This is a genomic window from Buchnera aphidicola (Phyllaphis fagi) (assembly GCF_964058955.1).
Taxonomy (GTDB): domain Bacteria; phylum Pseudomonadota; class Gammaproteobacteria; order Enterobacterales; family Enterobacteriaceae; genus Buchnera_L; species Buchnera_L aphidicola_AI.
Genome location: NZ_OZ060370.1, coordinates 24,465 through 45,009 on the forward strand (window position 1 = coordinate 24,465; position 20,545 = coordinate 45,009).

Annotated in this window: 13 protein-coding genes, 4 tRNA genes and 1 pseudogene; 5 read left to right on the forward strand and 13 right to left on the reverse strand. The window is 25.3% G+C overall.

What is annotated here, in order from left to right:
• Positions 1-33 precede the first annotated feature (33 nt).
• Positions 34-2,316 (forward strand): 5-methyltetrahydropteroyltriglutamate--homocysteine S-methyltransferase, encoded by a 2,283-nt coding sequence (metE, locus tag AB4W56_RS00120; RefSeq protein WP_367675830.1) that lies wholly within the window; start codon positions 34-36, stop codon positions 2,314-2,316.
• A 105-nt stretch (positions 2,317-2,421) separates the two neighbouring features.
• Here the strand turns inward: metE and purH are convergent, their stop codons facing one another.
• Positions 2,422-4,011 (reverse strand): bifunctional phosphoribosylaminoimidazolecarboxamide formyltransferase/IMP cyclohydrolase, encoded by a 1,590-nt coding sequence (gene purH / locus AB4W56_RS00125; protein ID WP_367675831.1) that lies wholly within the window; start codon positions 4,009-4,011, stop codon positions 2,422-2,424.
• Between the two features lie 168 nt (positions 4,012-4,179).
• On the opposite strand from purH, the gene AB4W56_RS00130 reads away from it, so the two are divergent.
• Positions 4,180-4,707 carry a TIGR00645 family protein gene (locus tag AB4W56_RS00130; protein ID WP_367675832.1) on the forward strand — a complete coding sequence of 176 codons (528 nt, stop codon included), beginning with the start codon at positions 4,180-4,182 and terminating at the stop codon, positions 4,705-4,707.
• Between the two features lie 269 nt (positions 4,708-4,976).
• Here the strand turns inward: AB4W56_RS00130 and rpoC are convergent.
• From rpoC to AB4W56_RS00190, 12 genes and pseudogenes are all read right to left on the reverse strand, one after another.
• Positions 4,977-9,098, reverse strand: a pseudogene (gene rpoC / locus AB4W56_RS00135) (DNA-directed RNA polymerase subunit beta'); the annotation flags it as partial.
• Positions 9,099-9,175: 77 nt separating this feature from the next.
• Positions 9,176-13,201: a DNA-directed RNA polymerase subunit beta gene (rpoB, locus tag AB4W56_RS00140; protein ID WP_367675833.1), complete on the reverse strand. Its 4,026-nt coding sequence runs from the start codon at positions 13,199-13,201 to the stop codon at positions 9,176-9,178.
• A 273-nt stretch (positions 13,202-13,474) separates the two neighbouring features.
• Complete coding sequence (rplL, locus tag AB4W56_RS00145; protein WP_367675834.1) at positions 13,475-13,843, reverse strand: 50S ribosomal protein L7/L12; 369 nt, start codon at positions 13,841-13,843, stop codon at positions 13,475-13,477.
• Between the two features lie 67 nt (positions 13,844-13,910).
• A complete protein-coding gene (gene rplJ / locus AB4W56_RS00150) occupies positions 13,911-14,411 on the reverse strand; it encodes a 50S ribosomal protein L10 (RefSeq protein WP_367675835.1) in 501 nt (166 codons plus the stop codon).
• 97 nt (positions 14,412-14,508) lie between these two features.
• Positions 14,509-15,213, reverse strand: a complete 705-nt coding sequence (gene rplA, locus AB4W56_RS00155; RefSeq protein WP_367675836.1) for a 50S ribosomal protein L1 — start codon at positions 15,211-15,213, stop codon at positions 14,509-14,511.
• Positions 15,214-15,642, reverse strand: a complete 429-nt coding sequence (gene rplK, locus AB4W56_RS00160; protein WP_367675837.1) for a 50S ribosomal protein L11 — start codon at positions 15,640-15,642, stop codon at positions 15,214-15,216. It abuts the gene before it with no gap.
• 67 nt (positions 15,643-15,709) lie between these two features.
• Positions 15,710-16,258 (reverse strand): transcription termination/antitermination protein NusG, encoded by a 549-nt coding sequence (nusG, locus tag AB4W56_RS00165; protein WP_367675838.1) that lies wholly within the window; start codon positions 16,256-16,258, stop codon positions 15,710-15,712.
• Between the two features lies 1 nt (position 16,259).
• The gene (gene secE, locus AB4W56_RS00170; RefSeq protein ID WP_367675839.1) at positions 16,260-16,487 is read right to left on the reverse strand and encodes a preprotein translocase subunit SecE; all 228 of its coding nucleotides are present in this window, start codon (positions 16,485-16,487) and stop codon (positions 16,260-16,262) included.
• Between the two features lie 361 nt (positions 16,488-16,848).
• Positions 16,849-16,922, reverse strand: a tRNA-Thr gene (locus AB4W56_RS00175).
• A 9-nt stretch (positions 16,923-16,931) separates the two neighbouring features.
• A tRNA-Gly gene (locus AB4W56_RS00180) sits at positions 16,932-17,003 on the reverse strand.
• A gap of 24 nt (positions 17,004-17,027) precedes the next feature.
• Positions 17,028-17,110: transfer RNA gene (locus AB4W56_RS00185), tRNA-Tyr, on the reverse strand.
• 22 nt (positions 17,111-17,132) lie between these two features.
• Positions 17,133-17,205, reverse strand: a tRNA-Thr gene (locus AB4W56_RS00190).
• A 326-nt stretch (positions 17,206-17,531) separates the two neighbouring features.
• Here AB4W56_RS00190 and metF point away from each other — a divergent pair.
• From metF to AB4W56_RS00205, 3 genes are read left to right on the forward strand one after another with little or no spacing between them, the layout of a single operon-like run.
• Complete coding sequence (gene metF, locus AB4W56_RS00195) at positions 17,532-18,428, forward strand: methylenetetrahydrofolate reductase (protein ID WP_367675840.1); 897 nt, start codon at positions 17,532-17,534, stop codon at positions 18,426-18,428.
• Positions 18,429-18,474: 46 nt separating this feature from the next.
• Positions 18,475-19,245: a hypothetical protein gene (locus AB4W56_RS00200; RefSeq protein ID WP_367675841.1), complete on the forward strand. Its 771-nt coding sequence runs from the start codon at positions 18,475-18,477 to the stop codon at positions 19,243-19,245.
• Positions 19,246-19,262: 17 nt separating this feature from the next.
• Positions 19,263-20,480 (forward strand): argininosuccinate synthase, encoded by a 1,218-nt coding sequence (locus AB4W56_RS00205; protein WP_367675842.1) that lies wholly within the window; start codon positions 19,263-19,265, stop codon positions 20,478-20,480.
• Positions 20,481-20,545: the final 65 nt, after the last annotated feature.

Genomic DNA, 20,545 nt, shown 5'->3' on the forward strand with positions numbered 1-20,545 from the left:
TAAAATTTTATTAAAAACTTAGGTATATGTTCTATGGTTGTTTTAAATCACACTCTAGGTTTTCCTAGAATTGGTGTAAATAGAGAATTAAAAAAAGCTCAAGAAAACTATTGGTCTGGGAAAATTTCAAAACAACAACTTTTAAAAACAGGGTTTCAATTACGTTCTAAACATTGGGAAAAACAAAGAAAATTAGGAATTAATTTAATTCCAGTAGGTGATTTTGCTTGGTATGATCATGTTTTAAATATGAGTATGTTATTAGGTAATATACCATTAAGACATAGAAATACTGATGGATCGATTGATCTAGATACTTTATTTTATACAGCTCGAGGAATAGCGCCAAATAAAAAATCAGTTTTAGCATCAGAAATGACTAAATGGTTTGATACAAATTATCATTATATTGTTCCAGAATTTGTAAAAAATCAAAGTTTTAAATTATCTTGGTTTCAGTTATTTGATGAAATTGATGAAGCGTTAAAACAAGGTCATAATGTTAAACCGGTTATTTTAGGTCCTTTAAGTTATTTATGGTTAGGAAAGATTAAAGGAGAAAAATTTAATAAATTAGAATTATTAGAAGAATTATTATGCGCATACCAAGAAATATTAATGGAAATTAAATCAAGAAATATTGAATGGGTTCAAATTGATGAACCAATTTTATCATTAGAATTACCAGAACAATGGGTAAAATCTTTTAAAATTTCTTATATGTTATTAACAAGACATGTTAAATTATTATTAACTACATATTTTGAAAGTGTTTATCATAATTTTGATACAATTGTTCAGTTACCTATTCAAGGATTACATATTGATTTAATAGATGGTAAATATGATTTGAAAAAAATTAATAAACGAGTACCTAATGATTGGGTGTTATCTTTAGGTGTAATTAATGGTCGTAATATTTGGAAAGCAGATTTAGTATATTGGTTTAATATTATTCAGTCTATAATAAATAATCGTATTAACTTATGGATCGGACCTTCTTGTTCTTTATTACATAGTCCTGTTGATTTAGATGTTGAAAAACATATTGATCCAAAAGTGAAACAATGGTTTGCTTTTTCTGTACAAAAATGTATTGAATTAAGTTTATTAACTCAAGCATTGAATAATAATAATGTAGATATATTAAAAACATGGAGTAATTTACTATATACTCATAAAAATTCTCATCAAGTACATAATTATAAAATTCAAGAACGATTAAATAATATTATTCAATATGATGCTCATAGGAAATCATCTTATTCTATTCGATCAAAAAAACAAAAAGATAATTTCAATTTTCCTATTTTACCAACTACAACAATAGGTTCTTTCCCACAAACAATTGATATAAGAAAATTACGTCTTCAATTTAAAAATAAAAAAATTGATGTTGAAAATTATAAAATAGAAATTAAAAAACATATTAAATATATTATTGAACAACAAGAATTGTTAGGTATTGATGTTTTAGTACACGGTGAACCTGAACGAAACGATATGGTAGAATATTTTGGCGAACATTTACATGGATTTATATTTACACGTTTTGGATGGGTTCAAAGTTATGGATCAAGATGTGTTAAACCTCCTATAATAATTGGAGATGTATATCGTTCTAAACCAATTACTTTAGAATATGCAAAATATGCACAGTCTCTTACAAATAAACCCGTTAAAGCAATGTTAACTGGTCCAATTACTATTTTATGTTGGTCATTTTTAAGAGAAGATTTATCAAAAGAAATGATATCTTATCAAATTGCATTGGCACTACAAGACGAAGTATTAGAATTAGAACATTCCGGAATTAATATTATTCAAATTGATGAGCCTGCATTGCGAGAAGGTTTACCTTTACGCCAATCAGATTGGAAAAAATATTTAGATTGGTCTACTAAAGCATTTAGACTATCTTGTTCAAAAGTACAAGATACTACTCAGATTCATACACATATGTGTTATTGCGAATTTAATGATATTATGGACGCTATTGTGAAGTTAGATGCAGATGTAATAACTATTGAAACTGCTAGATCAGATATGGAATTATTAGAATTTTTTAAAACATTTCAATACCCTAATGAAATTGGTCCTGGAGTATATGATATTCATTCTCCAAATATTCCTAAAATTCATGATATCGAAAAATTATTAAAAAAAGCTATTCAGTACATTCCTGTCAATCGTTTGTGGGTAAATCCTGATTGTGGTTTAAAAACACGAAATTGGGAAGAAACTAGACATGCTTTAAAAAATATGGTTATTGCTACTGAAAATATTCGATCTTATATTCAAAAACATAATATGTAATACTTTACAACAAAAGGGTATTAACCCTTTTGTTTAAAAATACTAAAATAAAATTATATTTTAAAATGTTGTATAAAATATGATTATTGTTTATAAATATTAATTTTAATGTTTAAAATTTCGTATTCCTGTAAAAATCATAGAAATATTATGCTTATCTGCTGATTCTATAACTTCAGAATCTCTAATAGATCCTCCTGGTTGAATAATACAGGATACTCCTAATAATGAAGCTATATCTATACTATCTTTAAATGGGAAAAATGCATCAGAAGCCATAATAATTGGTTGCTTGTTATTATGGAGTTTTTTATTGTTTTCATAATATTTTGCATTAGCTATTTTGACTGCATCAATCCGACTGGTTTGTCCTGATCCAATACTAATAGTTTTAAAATTTTGACCATATACAATTGCATTAGATTTAATAAATTTTATTATTTTCCATAAAAAAAAAGCATTTTTTTTTTCCAATTCATTAGGTTTTTTTTGACTTACTATATTCCAATTATGTTGATTATTATTAATAAAATTATTTTGCTGTATTAATAAACCATGATTAACGCTATGTAATTCTTTAAATGTAACATTTTTTTTATTATGATATCCACAAATTAAAAGTTTAACGTTTTTTTTTTGTTTAATAATTTTTAACCCCGATTCAGTAATTTCAGGTCCTACAATTACTTCTACAAATTGTTTATCTAAAATTGTTTTAATTATTTTATCGTCCATTAAACAATTAAAACTAATAACACCACCAAATGCTGAAATTGGATCACTATTATAAGCAGATAAATAAGATAATTCTATATTATCTGATAATGCTGCACCACATGGACTACCGTGTTTTACAATCACACAAGTAGGTTTATAAAATTGATTAACACATTCTAATGCTATATTAGCATCAGATATATTATTATATGAAAGAAGCATTCCATTCAATTGTTTGTAAGAACTTATAACTCCTGGTATGGTTTTTTTATTTTTTTTAATATAAAAAGATGCTTTTTGATGAGGGTTTTCTCCATATTTTAAGTCTTGTTTTTTTACATATTGTAAATTTATTTTTTCAGGAAATAAATTATTTATTTTATTGTTATATAGGTCATTAATTTTTTTATTAAAATATTTTTTAATCTTATAATCATAATTCATAGTATAATGAAAAGCTTTATAAGCTAATTTTAATCTAGTTTCTAGACTAACATATTGAGTATTATAAATCTCATTTAATATTTTTTCATAATCTAGTATATCTGTTATAACAATAACATTTTTATAATTTTTTGCAGCAGCTCTTACTATAGCAGGTCCACCAATATCAATTGTTTTTTCTATATCCATATTTTCATGAGTATCATGAAATGAATAAAAATTAGTTACAATCATATCAATAGCAGTCATTTGATATTTTTCAATTATATCAAAATATTTTTTTTTATTACCTAAAATACCCCCAAAAATTTTAGGATGTATAGTTTTTACTTGTCCGTTTATGATTTCTGGATATTGTGTTATTTCACATATTTTATGTGTTTTTATATGGTTTTTTTTTAGTTTTTTTCTTGTTCCTGAAGTAGAAAATATTTTAATTTTATTTTCTAATAAGCCTGTTGCAAATTTTATAATTTTAGATTTGTTAAACACACTAATTAAAGCAGTTTTAATAATTTTATTTTTTTTTTTCATTATATATATTATCAAAATAAATTGATATATGTTTTATATTATCATATCTATTGTTTTATTTTAAAATAAAATATTACATATGTTTATTTATAATAAAATCATGAAATATTTTATATTAAAAATAAAATTTTTATGAATATATCAATACAGATAATGAAAAGAGGATTCATGGAAAAAATTATTGAAAAAACCATATATGCTTCTCGTTGGTTAATGTTTCCTGTATATATTGGATTATCATTTGGATTTATATTATTAACTGTCAAATTTTTTCAACAAATTATTTTTATTGTTCCAAAAATTTTAATTATGTCTGAATCCGGATTAGTATTAATTGTTTTATCATTAATTGATATTGCTTTAGTTGGAGGTTTATTAGTTATGGTAATGTTTTCAGGATATGAAAATTTTATTTCCAAAATGGATATTAATGATAATAAAAAACGATTAGGGTGGATGGGTAAAATGGACGTTAGTTCAATTAAAAATAAAGTAGCTTCTTCAATTGTTGCAATTTCTTCTGTTCATCTTCTTCGATTATTTATGGAAGTTGAAAAAGTATTAGATAATAAAATTATGTGGTGTGTCATTATCCATTTAACATTTGTATTATCAGCATTTGGTATGGCGTATATTGATAAAATGAGTAAAAAAAAAGTTGAAAATTATTATAAAAAAAATCATATTACTTATTAAGTATATGTACTTGAATTTTATAATTATTATATCATGATAATAATATTTTGATATATGTAATTTGATAAATATTTATATGGTAGAAATAAATATGTTATATATACTTTAATTGATAGCTATTTCAAATATAGCTATCAATAAAGCACATAATGAAGAAAATTTACTTTTTTTTACATTTCAGTTTTTAATTCATCAGATAAATGAGAATAGGATATTTTTTTATTATGTTTATTATTGTAATGTGATGCATGTTGATTGAGTATTTTTTGATTACGTTGATTCAAACGATTAGTATGATAAACATATCCAGTACCTGCTGGAATTAATCTTCCAACAATAACATTTTCTTTCAATCCACGTAAATCATCTTTTTTCCCAGCTACTGCTGCTTCAGTTAATACCCGAGTAGTTTCTTGAAAAGAAGCTGCGGATATAAATGATTCTGTAGATAAAGAAGATTTTGTAATTCCTAATAAATTACGTATAAATGTAATTGGTCTTTTTTTAAATTGCTTTAATCTTCTATTTTCTATTTTAATATTTGTATATTCAACTTGTTCACCTTTCAAGAAAGTAGAATCCCCGGGATGAATAATTGTTGCTTTTCTTAACATTTGCTTAATAATTACTTCAATGTGTTTATCATTTATTTTTACACCCTGTAAACGATATACCTCTTGAACTTCATTAACAATATATTTAGTTACAGATTGTACTCCTCTAAGCCGTAGAATATCATGCGGTGATTCTGGTCCATCAGATATTACATCGCCTTTTTCTACTCGTTCACCTTCAAGTACATTTAATTGTCTCCATTTTGGTATCATTTCTTCGTAATATACGTGATTTACTGTAGATGTAACTTTTAATCTTCTTTTCCCTTTTGTTTCTTTTCCAAAAGAAACAAGACCACTTATTTCCGATAGTATAGCAAGTTCCTTAGGACGACGAGCTTCAAATAAATCAGCTACTCTAGGTAATCCTCCTGTTATATCTTTTGTTCCTACTGATTCTTGTGGTACTCTCGCTATAGTATCTCCTGAACTTACTTGCACTCCATTTTCTAATTGAATAATAGTTCCTCCTGGAAGAAAATACTGTGCATGAATAGATGTTCCTGATATTAAAACATCTTCTCCGTTTGATTTTATGATTTTTATAGATGGACGAAGATTTTTTCCTACAATATTACGTTCAAAAGAATCCAATACTATTATAGAAGATAAACCAGTTAATTCGTCTGTTTGTTTTATAATACTTTTGCCTTCAATCATATCTATAAATTTTATATATCCAGGAACTTCAGTAATAACAGGAATAGTATGAGGATCCCATTTTGCTAATGTTTCTCCCCTATGAACTACTTCTCCATGTCCTTTTTCTAATACAGCACCATAAGGTACCTTATAACTTTCTTGTGGAACTCCAAATTTATCAAGCATTTTTAATTCAATATTTCTTGAAGTAATAATAATTTTTCCGTGAGAATTTTTTACTGATTTAGAATTATTTAAATCAATTACTCCTGTACTTTTTACTTCTATACTAGATGCAGAAACTGTTCGTGAAGCAGCACCACCAATATGAAATGTTCTCATTGTTAACTGTGTTCCTGGTTCTCCAATAGATTGAGCAGCAATTACACCAATAGCTTCTCCTTTTTTAACTAATTCTCCTCTAGATAAATCACGGCCATAACAGTATGCACATACTCCAAAATCAGTTTCACAATTTACCACTGATCTAACTTTCACATAATCAACAAAATTTTTCTTAATTATTTTACATAATTCTTCATTTAATAATGTATTTTTAGGAATTAATATTTTTTTTGAATGAGGATGTACAACATTGTCAGATGTAATTCGACCTAATACTCTATCACATAATGGTTCTTTTATATTACTTCCTTCTATAACTGGAGCCATAATAATTCCATTTTTAGTACCACAATCATGCTCTGTAACAACTAAATCTTGTGCAACATCAACTAATCTTCGTGTTAAATAACCAGAATTAGCTGTTTTTAATGCAGTATCAGCTAATCCTTTTCGTGCACCATGTGTAGAAATAAAATATTGTAATACATTCAACCCTTCTCTAAAATTAGCTGTAATAGGAGTTTCAATAATAGATCCGTCTGGTTTTGCCATTAATCCTCTCATTCCAGCTAATTGTCTAATTTGAGCAGCAGATCCTCTTGCTCCTGAATCTGCCATCATAAATATACTATTAAAAGATTCTTGTTGTTTAATAATTCCTTTTTTATTCATGACAGTTTCAATAGATAAATTTTTCATCATTGCTTTCGCAACACGTTCATTAGAAGTAGACCATATATCAATAACTTTATTATATCGTTCTCCAGATGTAACTAATCCTGATTGAAATTGTTGTTGAATTTCTAATACTTCATTTTCTGCTTCATGAATTATTTCAGATTTTTCATCAGGTATCATCATGTCATCTATACCTACGGATGTTCCAGATTTTGAAGAATATTCAAAACCTGTATACATCATTTGATCAGAAAATGATACTGTCTCTTGGATACCTAAAGTTTGATGGCATATGTTTAACATATTTGTTATAGACTGTTTCCGTAAAGTTTTGTTAATCATATTAAATGGTAATCCTTTAGGAATAACATTCCATAAGATAGCTCTACCAATAGTAGTATTAACTATTTGATATTTTTCTGTAAATGTACTGTCTTGATTTTTAATATATTCAGTAATTCGAACTTTTACTACAGCATGTAATTCAGCTAATCCTAATTGATATACTTTTTCTGCTTCTTGTGAGTTTTTTAGTATCATTCCTTCTCCTTTTGCATGTATTTTTTTTCTTGTCATATAATATAGTCCTAATACAATATCCTGAGAAGGAACAATAACAGGCTCACCATTAGCAGGAGAAAGAATATTTTTTGTTGACATCATTAAGTTACGTGCTTCCATTTGTGATTCTTTAGTTAAAGGTACATGTACTGCCATTTGATCACCATCAAAATCAGCATTATATGCAGTACATACTAATGGATGTAATTGTATTGCTTTACCTTCAACTAATATTGGTTCAAATGCTTGTATACCTAACCTATGCAATGTAGGTGCACGATTTAATAAAATAGGATGTTTATGTATTACTTCATCTAATATATCCCATACAACGGGTTCTTCTTTTTCTACCATTGTTTTGGCGGCTTTAATAGTTGTAGCAAATCCTTTAATTTCTAATTTTCCATATATAAATGGTTTAAATAACTCTAAGGCCATTTTTTTTGGTAATCCACATTGATGTAATTGTAAATATGGACCTACTGTAATTACAGATCTACCTGAATAATCTACTCTTTTCCCTAATAGATTTTGTCTAAATCGACCTTGTTTCCCTTTAATCATATCCGCTAAAGATTTTAAAGGTCTTTTATTAGAACCTATAATAGCTTTTCCTCGTCTTCCATTATCTAATAATGCGTCTACTGCTTCTTGTAACATACGTTTTTCATTTCTGACTATAATATCAGGAGCAGATAATTCTAATAATCTTTTTAAACGGTTATTTCTATTAATTACTCGACGATATAAATCATTTAAATCAGATGTTGCAAATCTACCCCCATCAAGTGGCACTAATGGTCTTAAATCGGGAGGTAAAATAGGTAGTGCATTAAGAATCATCCATTCTGGTTTATTATCAGATAATAAAAATGATTCTATAATTTTTATTCTTTTTGTAATTTTCTTTTTTTTTGTTTCAGAATTTGTTTTTTTTAATTGATTATAAAGATTTTCATGCTCTATAGGTAAATTAAGATCTTTTAATAACACTTGAATTGCTTCAGCACCCATTTTTGCATCAAATTCATCTCCAAATTCTTCTAATGCATCTAAATATTGTTCTTCTGATAAAATCTGTTTTTTTTCAAAATTTGTCATACCTTCTTCAAGAATTACATAAGATTCAAAATACAGTACTCGCTCAATATCACGCAAAGGCATATCTAAAAGTAATCCAATACGTGATGGTAGAGATTTTAAAAACCAAATATGTGCAATTGGTGCAGCTAATTCAACATGTCCCATTCTATCACGTCGTACTTTACTTTGTGTTACTTCTACTCCGCATTTTTCACATACTACACCGCGATGTTTCAGTCTTTTATATTTTCCACATAAACATTCGTAATCTTTGATAGGTCCAAAAATTCTAGAACAAAATAATCCATCACGTTCTGGTTTAAAAGTTCGGTAATTTATAGTTTCAGGTTTTTTTACTTCACCAAAAGACCAAGCACGAATAGTATCTGGAGAAGCTAATTCAATTTTGATAGAATTAAATTCTTCTGTTTTAATTTGTGTTTTTATAATTTTTTTGAAATTTTTCACAAGAAATTCCATAGAAGTATAAGGATATTGAAAGTATATTTATAATTTTAAAATAAATTATACATATTGTATGTATTTTATTCATCGTCAAGTTCAATATTAATTCCTAAAGATCGAATTTCCTTTAATAGAACATTAAATGATTCAGGTGTACCAGGGTCCATTTGATAGTTACCTTCTACTATATTTTTATACATATTACTTCTTCCATAAACATCATCCGATTTAACAGTTAACATTTCTTGTAATGTATATGATGCTCCATATGCTTCTAATGCCCATACTTCCATTTCACCAAATCTTTGTCCTCCAAATTGAGCTTTTCCACCTAGAGGTTGTTGAGTAATTAAACTATAAGATCCAGTTGAACGCGCATGCATTTTATCATCTACTAAATGATTTAATTTAAGCATATACATATATCCAACAGTAACAGGTCGTTCAAATTGTTCTCCTGTTCGACCGTCAAATAACGTTATTTGTCCTGATTGTGGTAAATCACCTAATTTTAATAATTTTTTAATTTCTTCTTCTTGAGCACCATCAAATACAGGTGTTGAAATAGGTAAACCATATTTAAAATTATGTGCTAATGTTAAAATTTCTGAATCAGATAAAGTATTAAAATCAATTTTTTGTTTTATTTTTTTACCTAAATTAAATACTGTTTGTATAAAAGAACGTATTTTATAAATTTTTTCTTGATTTTTTAACATTTTATTAATTTTATCTCCAATACCTTTCGCAGCCATGCCTAAATGAGTTTCTAAAATTTGACCAATATTCATTCTTGAAGGTACTCCTAATGGATTAAGAACGATATCAATTGGTACTCCATTTTTATCATATGGCATATCTTCTATAGGATTAATTTTAGATATTACTCCTTTATTTCCATGTCTTCCTGCCATTTTATCACCAGTTTTAATTTGACGTTTCACTGCTAAAGATATTTTAACAACTTTTAATATTCCTGGTGCTAAATCATCTCCTTTAGTAATTTTTTTTCTTTGCAATTCTATTGTGTTTTTAAATATTTTTTTAAGTTTTTTATATTTTTTATTAATTTTATTTAGTTCTTGAGCATTTTTTTTATCTTGTATATCAATAGTTAGCCATAGTTTTTTATTTAATGTATTTAAATAGTTACTTTCAATGGATGATTTAATAAGTATATTTTTGGCTCTATTAAATATATTTGATTCTAAAATTTTAAATTCTTCTGTTAAATCTTTTTTAATTTTTTGTAATTGCATATTTTCAATTTCTATAGTTCTTTTATCTTTTTTTATACCATCTCTCGTGAATATTTGTACATCAATTACTGTTCCTGAAACACTATTTGGAACTCGTAAAGATGAATCTTTTACATCAGATGCTTTTTCACCAAAAATAGCACGTAATAACTTTTCTTCAGGAGTGAGTTGATTTTCTCCTTTAGGGGTTACTTTACCAACTAAAATATCTCCACCTTTAATTTCTGCTCCAATATATACAATTCCTGATTCATCTAATTTAGATAAAGCTGATTCATGAATATTAGGTATATCAGAACTAATTTCTTCTGGACCTAATTTAGTATCTCGAGCAATACATGATAATTCTTGAATATGAATAGTAGTAAATTGATCTTTTTTAATAATATTTTCTGATATTAATATAGAATCTTCGTAATTATATCCATGCCACGGCATGAATGCTACTCTCATGTTGTGACCTAATGCTAATTCTCCTAAATCTGTAGATGGACCATCTGCTAATACATCTCCTTTATAAATATTTTCATGTAATTGAACACAAGGAATTTGATTAATACAGGTATTTTGATTAGATCTACTATATTTTATTAAATTGTAAATATCAATTCCAGATTCTTCTAGATCAGTTTCATTGTTACATACTTTTACTACTATTCTTGATGCATCAACATATTGTATTATTCCACTTCTTTTAGCAACAACTGTTACACCTGAATCAATTGCAACAGATCGTTCCATTCCAGTACCAACTAAGGGTTTTTCTGGTTTTAAATTAGGAATAGCTTGTCTTTGCATATTAGCTCCCATTAATGCTCGATTAGCATCATCATGTTCTAAAAATGGTATCAAAGAAGTACCTACAGAAACAATTTGTTGGGCAGAAATATCCATATAATCAATTTTTTTTACATCAAATAAACCAGATTCTCCTTTATATCTACACATAATTAATTGATCAATAAAATAATTATTTGAGTTAATACGTGAATTAATTTGTGCAATTATATATTGTCCTTCTTCTATAGCTGATAAATATTGAATTTCTTGTGTTACTAATCCATTTTTAACTTTTCGATATGGTGTTTCTAAAAAACCATATTCATTAGTTTGCGCATATACTGATAAAGAATTAATTAATCCAATATTTGGCCCTTCTGGTGTTTCAACAGGGCAAACTCTACCATAATGAGTAGGATGTACATCTCGAACTTCAAATCCTGCTCTTTCTCGAGTTAAACCGCCTAATCCAAGTGCAGAGATTCGTCGTTTATGTGTAATTTCTGCTAAAGGATTATTTTGATCCATAAATTGAGATAATTGACTAGAAGTAAAAAATTCTTTAACAATAGCTGAAATTGGTTTTGCATTAATAACATCTTGAGGCATTAATATATTTAAATCTCCTAAAGATAGTCTTTCTTTAACTGTTTTTTCAACTCGTATTAAACCAATTCTAAATTGATTTTCTACCATTTCACCAACAGATCTAACTCTTCTATTACCTAAATGATCAATATCATCAGTTTCTTTTTTTCCATTTCGTATATCAATAAGTTTTTTTATAACATCAATAATATCTTGTTTATCTAATATACTTTTACCTGTAATTTCTTGACGAGATACAGATTTATTTAATTTCATTCTTCCTACTAATGAAAGTTCATATCTATGTTCAGAAAAAAATAAATTAAAAAATAAATTTTCTGAAACTTCTTTACTAGGAGGTTCACCGGGTCTCATAATTTTATATATTTCTATTAATGCGCTAGATTGATCAATAGTTGTATCAATATTTAATGTATTAGATATATATGCACCATGATCAATATCATTAGTAAAAATTGTTTCTATACATTGAAATTTAGATTTTTGGATATTTTTTATATTTTCTAATGTTAATGGAGTATTAGCTAATATAATAACGTCATTAGTATATGAATTGATATAATTTTTACAAACAATTTGTCCTACTAAATATTCAATAGGAACTTCTATGGATTGAATTTTTTCATTTTTTAATTTTTTAATATGTCGAATAGTAATACGTTTTCCTTTTGCAACATATATAATATTATTATAAATAATATTAAAAGATGCTGTTTCTCCTCTTAATCTATCAGGAATTAATTCCATATATATTTTATTATTTTTTAACTGAAATATATTTTTTTTAAAAAAAATTTTTAAAATTTCTTCAGTATTACATCCTAAAGCACGTAAAATTATACTAATTGGAAATTTTCTACGACGATCTATACGTGCAAATAAATGATCTTTAGTATCAAATTCAAAATCTAACCATGATCCTCGATAAGGTATAATTCGAGCATGGTATAAAATTTTACCAGAAGAATTAGTTTTTCCTTTATCACTATCAAAAAATACTCCTGGACTACGATGTAATTGAGATACAACAACTCTTTCAGTACCATTAATAATAAATGTTCCATGATGGGTCATAACTGGAATTTCACCCATATATACTTCTTGTTCTTTAATTTCTTTAACAATAATATCTAAATTTTCTATTTGATATATTATTAATCTTAATTTGACGCGTATAGGTATAGAATATGTCATACCTCTAGTTTTACATTCTGTAACATTAAATATTTTTTTACCTAAACGATAACTTATATATTGTAATTCAGAATTACCATTATAACTTTTAATAGGGAATACAGAACGGAATGCCGATTCTAATCCTGATTTACCTGTTACATCTTGTTTAATAAATTTTTTGAAAGAATTTAGTTGAATATTAAGAAGATATGGGATTTTTAAGATTTTAGGATGTTTCCTAAAATCTTTACGAATCCTTTTTTTCTCTGTGTGAGAATACACTTCTTAATTCCTTAATCAACTGATTAAATTTAACAAAAAATATAAATTATATTTTTTGTTAAAATAATTAATGAAATGAAAGATTTTTTGATCATTTAATAAATTGATAATCATAAATGTAATACCTTTATTATTGTTTGTGATTAAAATAATAAGAATATTTTATATTTTTAATATATAATATTCTTATTTTTATAATTATATAAAAATAAAGCTGGTGATATTTCCACCAGCATAATATAAATAGAATTATTCTTGATTATATTAATATTACTATTTTATTTCAACTTCAGCGCCAACTTTTTCTAAATTATTTTTTAACGATTCAGCATCTTTTTTATTTATTTTTTCTTTGATAATTGTTGGAGCTGATTCTACTAAATCTTTAGATTCTTTTAATCCAAGGTTAGTTGCACTTCTTACAGCTTTAATTACTGATATTTTATTTTTACCAATAGATTTTAATAATACATCAAATTCTGTTTTTTCTTCTTTTTCTTTTACATTTTGAGTATTTGTATTATGTATTGGTATTGCAGCAGAAACTCCGAATTTTTTTTCCATACTAGAAATTAATTCAACAATATCCATAACAGACATTTTTGATACTGCTTCTAATATTTTTTCTTTAGTTATAGACATAAATAGTATTCCTGGCAACAATGAAATTAATTTTCGTTTAATTGAACATTACAAAAATTAAAGAATTTTATTTTATTGTACATTTTTTTTGTTTTATTGCTAATAAAACAAAAAGTAATTTTCCTATTGTTGCGGTTTTTATAGTGATTATCAAATGTATAATTGCTTCTTGATATGAAGGTAAATTTGCAATTTGATTAATTTCTAGTGGTGATAATATTTTCCCGTGTAATGCAGCAGTAATAATTTTAAAATTTTTATTATTTTTATGAAAATTGTGAAATAATTTTATTGCACTTTCTGAATCATTGATTGAAAATGCAATTAAAGATGGTCCAAATAAATGATTATTTAAACATTCTAATGATGTATTTTGAAATGATATTTTAAGTAAAGTATTTTTTACAACATGAATTTTAACATTATTTATTCGACCATGTTTACGTAATTGAGTAATTTTATTAACATTTACCGTTCGAGTATCAGCAATAATAACTGATAATGCAATATGAGCTATTTTATTTATTTTAGCAATAATATTTTTTTTTTTTTGTATATTTAATATCATATGTCTTATATTCCTGATATCAGATTAAAACTTTTATTGCTAAATATCAATGATTTTTAAAATATATTATATTTTAAAAGATTTAATAATATAACATTTATTTTTTTTCATTGATACTATCTTTTTGAATTAATAATCCAATACCCATAGTAGTAGATAATGTTATTTTTTTAAAAAATGTGCCTTTAGATTTTATAGGTTTTAATTTATATAATGATTCTAGTAATTGTGTTAAATTTTCTTGTAATTGTTGATTTGAAAAATTGATTTTTCCTATAGTAGTATGTATAATTCCATTTTTATCATTTTTATAACGTATTTGTCCTTTTTTTGCATTATTAATTGCTTCTACAATATTAGAAGTAATAGTTCCTGTTTTTGGATTAGGCATTAATCCTTTAGGACCTAATATAGGTCCTAATTTTCCTATAATATTCATACTATCTGGAGAAGCAATCACTACATCAAAATGACTTTTTTTGTTATTTTTAAAGTAATCTATTAATTCATAACTTCCAGCGATATCAGCTCCATTGTCTGTTGCTTTTTTGATATTTTCACCTTGAGTAAATACAGCAATTTTGATTTTACGACCAATACCATGAGGAAGTATAGTAAATCCACGAATATTTTGATCAGATTTTTTGGCATCAATACCTAAATTAATTGCTACATCTAAACTTTCAATAAAGTTTTTTGTTGAAAATTTTTTTAGTAAGTTAATTGCATTATATATTTTATATGTTTTTTTTAAATCAATTTTATTTTTTACATTTTTTATTTTCTTTGTTATTTTAACCATTTAATCCTCTATTTTTAAACCTATTGATTTTGCGGTTCCTATAATAGATTTTTTCATTTTTTCAATATTTGATCCTGTTAAATCAATTGATTTAATTTTTGCAATTTTTTCAATATTTTCTTGAGTAATCGATCCAGATTGTTCAATTTTTGGTTTACTGGATCCTAATTTTATACCAGAATATTTTTTTAATAAAAAAGATGCTGGGGGTGTTTTTGTAATAAAAGTAAATGATCGATCAGAATAAATAGTAATAATTACTGGTATTGGTATACCTTTTTCTAATTTTTCTGTTGTTTTATTAAAAGATTTACAAAATTCCATAATATTTACTCCTTTTTGTCCTAATGCAGGACCAATTGGAGGGCTAGGATTAGCCATACCAGAAGAAATTTGTAATTTTATATATGATTGTATTTTTTTAGCCATAATTTCTCATTGAATATTGTTAATATAATTAATAATAATTATATATTATTAATTTTTTTATTTAATTTTATACATTTTTTTCGACTTGATTAAAGTCCAACTCTACTGGTGTAGGTCTTCCAAATATTGATACTGAAACTTTTAATCTATTTTTATCATAATCCATAGTTTCCACAACTCCATGAAAATCTGAAAATGGACCATCTTTAACTCTTATTTTTTCTCCAGCTTCAAATAATATCTTAGGTCTCGATTTATTTCTTATTTGACTTAATTGATATATGACTTTTTTTACTTCTTGATTACTAATATGTAAGGGTTGTTCAGATGTTCCTCCAATAAATCCTATAACTTTCGGAATATTTCGAACTAAATGCCAACTTTTTTCATTAATATACATTTTTAGTAAAATGTATCCTGGAAAAAAATTGAATTTACTTTCTTTACGTTTTCCGTTTTTTTTTTCAATTATCTGTTCAGTAGGAACTAATATTTTTTGAAATAATTTTTCCATTTTTTCAATTATTATACGTTTTTTGAGTGTTTGTACTATACGATTTTCAAATCCTGAAAAAACCTGTACAACATACCAATGTGTTTTATGATCATCATACATTTTAAAACCTTAAGTTAATAATTGACGAGATGATATAGAATATTATTCTATCTAAAGTCCATAATAGTAAAGATATTATAATACTTGAAACAAATATAACTAATGTAATTTTCAGGGTTTCTTTTTTACTTGACCAAATAATTTTTTTTGATTCTATAATAGCTTCATTAATAAAATTGATAGTTTTTTTTTTGATTGCATTAGGAATTATTATAATTGAATTAATCATTAATGTTATTATTATAGAATATGAAAAATATGTAATATCGTTACATGAGTAATAAATTATTGTATTGATTAATACAAATAGTAAAATTATTGACCATCTATTTTGTTTTATATCTTTTTTTTTTTATTTTTAAAATTCATAAATAACCTTATAAATTATTATATATTTCATTGTAATATTTAAAATATTCATTTTTTTTTGATTAAAAACTAATAATATTTCACTGAGTACCATATATGGATATATTTTCGATATTACATTTATATTGATAGTATGTACAATATTTTTATTAATATATTATTTAAATAATAGATTTATCATCATTATAAATGTATTTAATTTTTAATATTTATTATAGTTCTGCTGATACCCAGACTTGAACTGGGGACCTCACCCTTACCAAGGGTGTGCTCTACCTAACTGAGCCATATCAGCTTTACATTGAGCGGGCAGCGGGAATCGAACCCGCATTATCAGCTTGGAAGGCTGAGGTAATAACCATTATACCATGCCCGCACATAATTTATTATTATTTTAATTTGGTGGAGGAAGGATTCGAACCTTCGAAGTCGATAGACGGCAGATTTACAGTCTGCTCCCTTTAGCCACTCGGGAACCCCACCTTTCATTAATTTTGATTATATTTGCCGGCTACCGGAATCGAACTGGTGACCTACTGATTACAAGTCAGTTGCTCTACCTGCTGAGCTAAGCCGGCAATATATTAATAATCTAATATTACATATATTAGATTATTATATATTACTTTTAGAAAATAATTTATGCAACATAAAATTTTAATTTTATAGTAATTATTTTATATTATAATGTATTTTTTAAAATTTTTATAACTTTTTTTTGAAATATCATTATAACAATATTTTAAAATTGTGTATGTAATATTATTAGATAATATTTATATTTTTATATTTTATTCACTAATAGATTAAAATTCACATAGTTTATTTGAATTTTATATTTTTAAAATAACATTGAATACAAATATTATCAATAATATTTTATTTTTAATACAGGAATAGAAATATGAATTCTTTTGATAACTATGATAGTCATATATTTGAAAATAATATTTTTCATATTACTTCTAAAATTAATGTTTCGTTTGAATTTTTCCCACCTAAATTAAATACTATAAAAAATAGTAATTTTTTTTCTTCTATTAAAAAATTAAGTATTTTGAATCCTGATTTTATTTCAATTACATGTACTTCAAATGATAATATGTATAATTATACTTATAATTCAGTTTTAGAAATTCAAAAAAAACTAAATGTTACAATTTCTCCACATTTAATATATTCTAATTTTACTGATCATGAAATAAAAAAAATTGCTCAAAATTATTGGAATACAGGTATTAAAAATTTGGTTGTATTGAGAGGAGATAAAATACAACAAAAAAATAGTTCTTTAAAATATGCTTCAAATTTAATTATTTTATTAAAAGAAATTGCTAATTTTGATATTTCTGTTGCTGCTTATCCTGAAGTACATCCAGAAGCAAAAAATTCTCAATCTGATTTAATATATTTAAAAAATAAAGTAGACTTAGGAGCAAATCGAGCAATTACTCAATTTTTTTTTGAAGTGGAACATTATTTAAGATTTCGAGATCGCTGTGCTGCTATTGGTATAAATGTTGAAATTATTCCAGGAATATTACCTATTTTAGATTTTAAGCAATTAAAAAATTTTGCATTAATGACAAATGTATATATTCCAAAATGGATACATAATATGTTCGAAGGAATTGATAGTAAAGATCATAAAATGAATAAAATGATAGGATTATCTATATCAATGAATATGATTAAACAATTATGTAAAGAAGGAGTTCGACATTTTCATTTTTATACTTTAAATCAATATGATGTAACTTATGCTTTATGTCATATGTTAGGTTTAAGGGGTACAAATTAATTTATATATATAAGTAATAATTTATTATTTACATAGAGTATAATATATGAAGAATACTTTGGTTATAAAGTTAGGAGGAGCATTATTAAATAGTGATGTTTCCATGATCCGTTTTTTTAGCGTATTACATTCTTACTATCATAGATTTCGTGGAAATATATTAATTGTACATGGAGGTAATTTTTGGATTAATACTGAAATAAAAAAAATGAATGATTTAATGTATAAAGATAGTTCATTACATTACATACAAAATAATAATTATGTTAATTTTAAAATAAATATGTTATCAGGAACTATTAATAATTACATTGTAAAATGGGCGAAAGAATATCAAATTAATTCTATTGGATTATGTTTAACTTATGAAAATAATATAATTTTTAAGAAAAATAAAAGTAATATTTTTCCATCTTTACATTCACTTAAATTAATTAAATATCTTTTTTCACGTAATATTATTCCTATTATTAGTCCAGCGGGAATCACTAAAAATAATTTATTTGTTGATATTCCTTCTGATATTGTAGCTATGTCATTATCAATAATTCTAAAAGCTCGTTTAATTTTTCTAACAGATGTTAGTTCTATTTTAAATGGAAAAGGTAAATGTATTAAAAAAATTACACACTTTGAAACTAATAAGTTAATTCATGAAGGTATTATTACCAATGGTATGATAGAAAAATTAAATGCAGCGATACGTGTTTCTTATTATTTAAAACAATCAGTGAATATTTCTGGATGGCACAGTTTAAATCAATTAAAATTATTATTACAAGGAGATACGATTGGTACTCATGTATCTTTTGTTTAAATTATCGGATTAATATTATGAAAAAAAAAAATACAGGTAAAGTTGTTTTAGCTTATTCTGGAGGTCTAGATACTTCAGTAATTATTCCTTGGATTATAGAAAATTATTCTCTAGAAGTAATCGCTTTTGTTGCTGATGTTGGACAATCTTCTAAAGAATTAGATGATATTCAAGATAAAGCTTTATACTCTGGTGCTACAGATTGTTATGTTGTAGATTTAAAAGAAAAATTTATTAAAGATTATATTTTTCCTGTATTAAGTACAGGTGCATTATATGAAGGTAATTATTTATTAGGTACTGCTATGGCAAGACCGATTATTGCTAAAGAACAAATAAAATTAGCTAATAAAATTCAAGCTATTGCTGTATGTCATGGTGCTACTGGTAAAGGTAATGATCAAGTACGATTTGAAACGACGTATTCTGCTTTAGCACCTCAATTAAAAGTACTTGCTCCTTGGAGAGAATGGAATTTATCTTCTCGAGAAGATTTGATAAAATATTTAAAAGATAGAAACATTCCAACAACCGCTACAATTGAAAAAATATATAGCAGAGATGAAAATATTTGGCATATTTCAACAGAAGGGGGGATTTTAGAAAATCCATGGAATGCTCCCACATTAGATTGTTGGTCATGGACGAAAGATCTAATTGATACACCTAATACACCAGAATATATTACTATTAAATTTAAAAAAGGATTTCCAGTTTCTATAAATAATAAATCATTGGATTTAGTTCAATGTTTAAATTTTTTAAATAAAATTGGTAGTAATCATGGAATAGGACGTATTGATATTGTTGAAAATCGCTTAATAGGTATGAAATCTCGAGGATGTTATGAAACGCCAGGAGGAACTATTTTAGTACAAGCCATTCGAGCTCTTGAACAATTAATATTAGATCGAAATAGTTTTCAATGGCGAGAACAACTTGGTTTATCTATGTCATCAATTGTTTATAATGGATTATGGTTTTCTCCTCTTCGGAAAGCTATACAAAATTCTGCTCGTGTTTTTTTTGATTTAATTACTGGTTGTGTAGTATTAAAATTATATAAAGGTAATGTTATTCCTATTCAAAAAAAATCTAAAAACTCATTATATTCTGAAGAATTTGCTACTTTTGGGCAAGATAGTGTATATAATCATCATGATGCTCAAGGATTTATTAATTTATTTTCATTATCTTCTAAAATACGAGCTATAAAAAAAATAAATAGAAAATAAATTTATATTATTCAAATTATATATATTTTATTTGATTAGTTGCATTATTGATTAATGTATTATGA

Excerpts from the sequence above, each read along its gene's own strand:
- metE (WP_367675830.1), top strand. The coding sequence starts at position 34 with ATGGTTGTTTTAAATCACACTCTAGGTTTTCCTAGAATTGGTGTAAAT.
- purH (WP_367675831.1), bottom strand. The coding sequence starts at position 4,011 with ATGAAAAAAAAAAATAAAATTATTAAAACTGCTTTAATTAGTGTGTTT.
- AB4W56_RS00130 (WP_367675832.1), top strand. The coding sequence starts at position 4,180 with ATGGAAAAAATTATTGAAAAAACCATATATGCTTCTCGTTGGTTAATG.
- rplL (WP_367675834.1), bottom strand. The coding sequence starts at position 13,843 with ATGTCTATAACTAAAGAAAAAATATTAGAAGCAGTATCAAAAATGTCT.
- rplJ (WP_367675835.1), bottom strand. The coding sequence starts at position 14,411 with ATGATATTAAATATACAAAAAAAAAAAAATATTATTGCTAAAATAAAT.
- rplA (WP_367675836.1), bottom strand. The coding sequence starts at position 15,213 with ATGGTTAAAATAACAAAGAAAATAAAAAATGTAAAAAATAAAATTGAT.
- rplK (WP_367675837.1), bottom strand. The coding sequence starts at position 15,642 with ATGGCTAAAAAAATACAATCATATATAAAATTACAAATTTCTTCTGGT.
- nusG (WP_367675838.1), bottom strand. The coding sequence starts at position 16,258 with ATGTATGATGATCATAAAACACATTGGTATGTTGTACAGGTTTTTTCA.
- secE (WP_367675839.1), bottom strand. The coding sequence starts at position 16,487 with ATGATTAATTCAATTATAATAATTCCTAATGCAATCAAAAAAAAAACT.
- metF (WP_367675840.1), top strand. The coding sequence starts at position 17,532 with ATGAATTCTTTTGATAACTATGATAGTCATATATTTGAAAATAATATT.
- AB4W56_RS00200 (WP_367675841.1), top strand. The coding sequence starts at position 18,475 with ATGAAGAATACTTTGGTTATAAAGTTAGGAGGAGCATTATTAAATAGT.
- AB4W56_RS00205 (WP_367675842.1), top strand. The coding sequence starts at position 19,263 with ATGAAAAAAAAAAATACAGGTAAAGTTGTTTTAGCTTATTCTGGAGGT.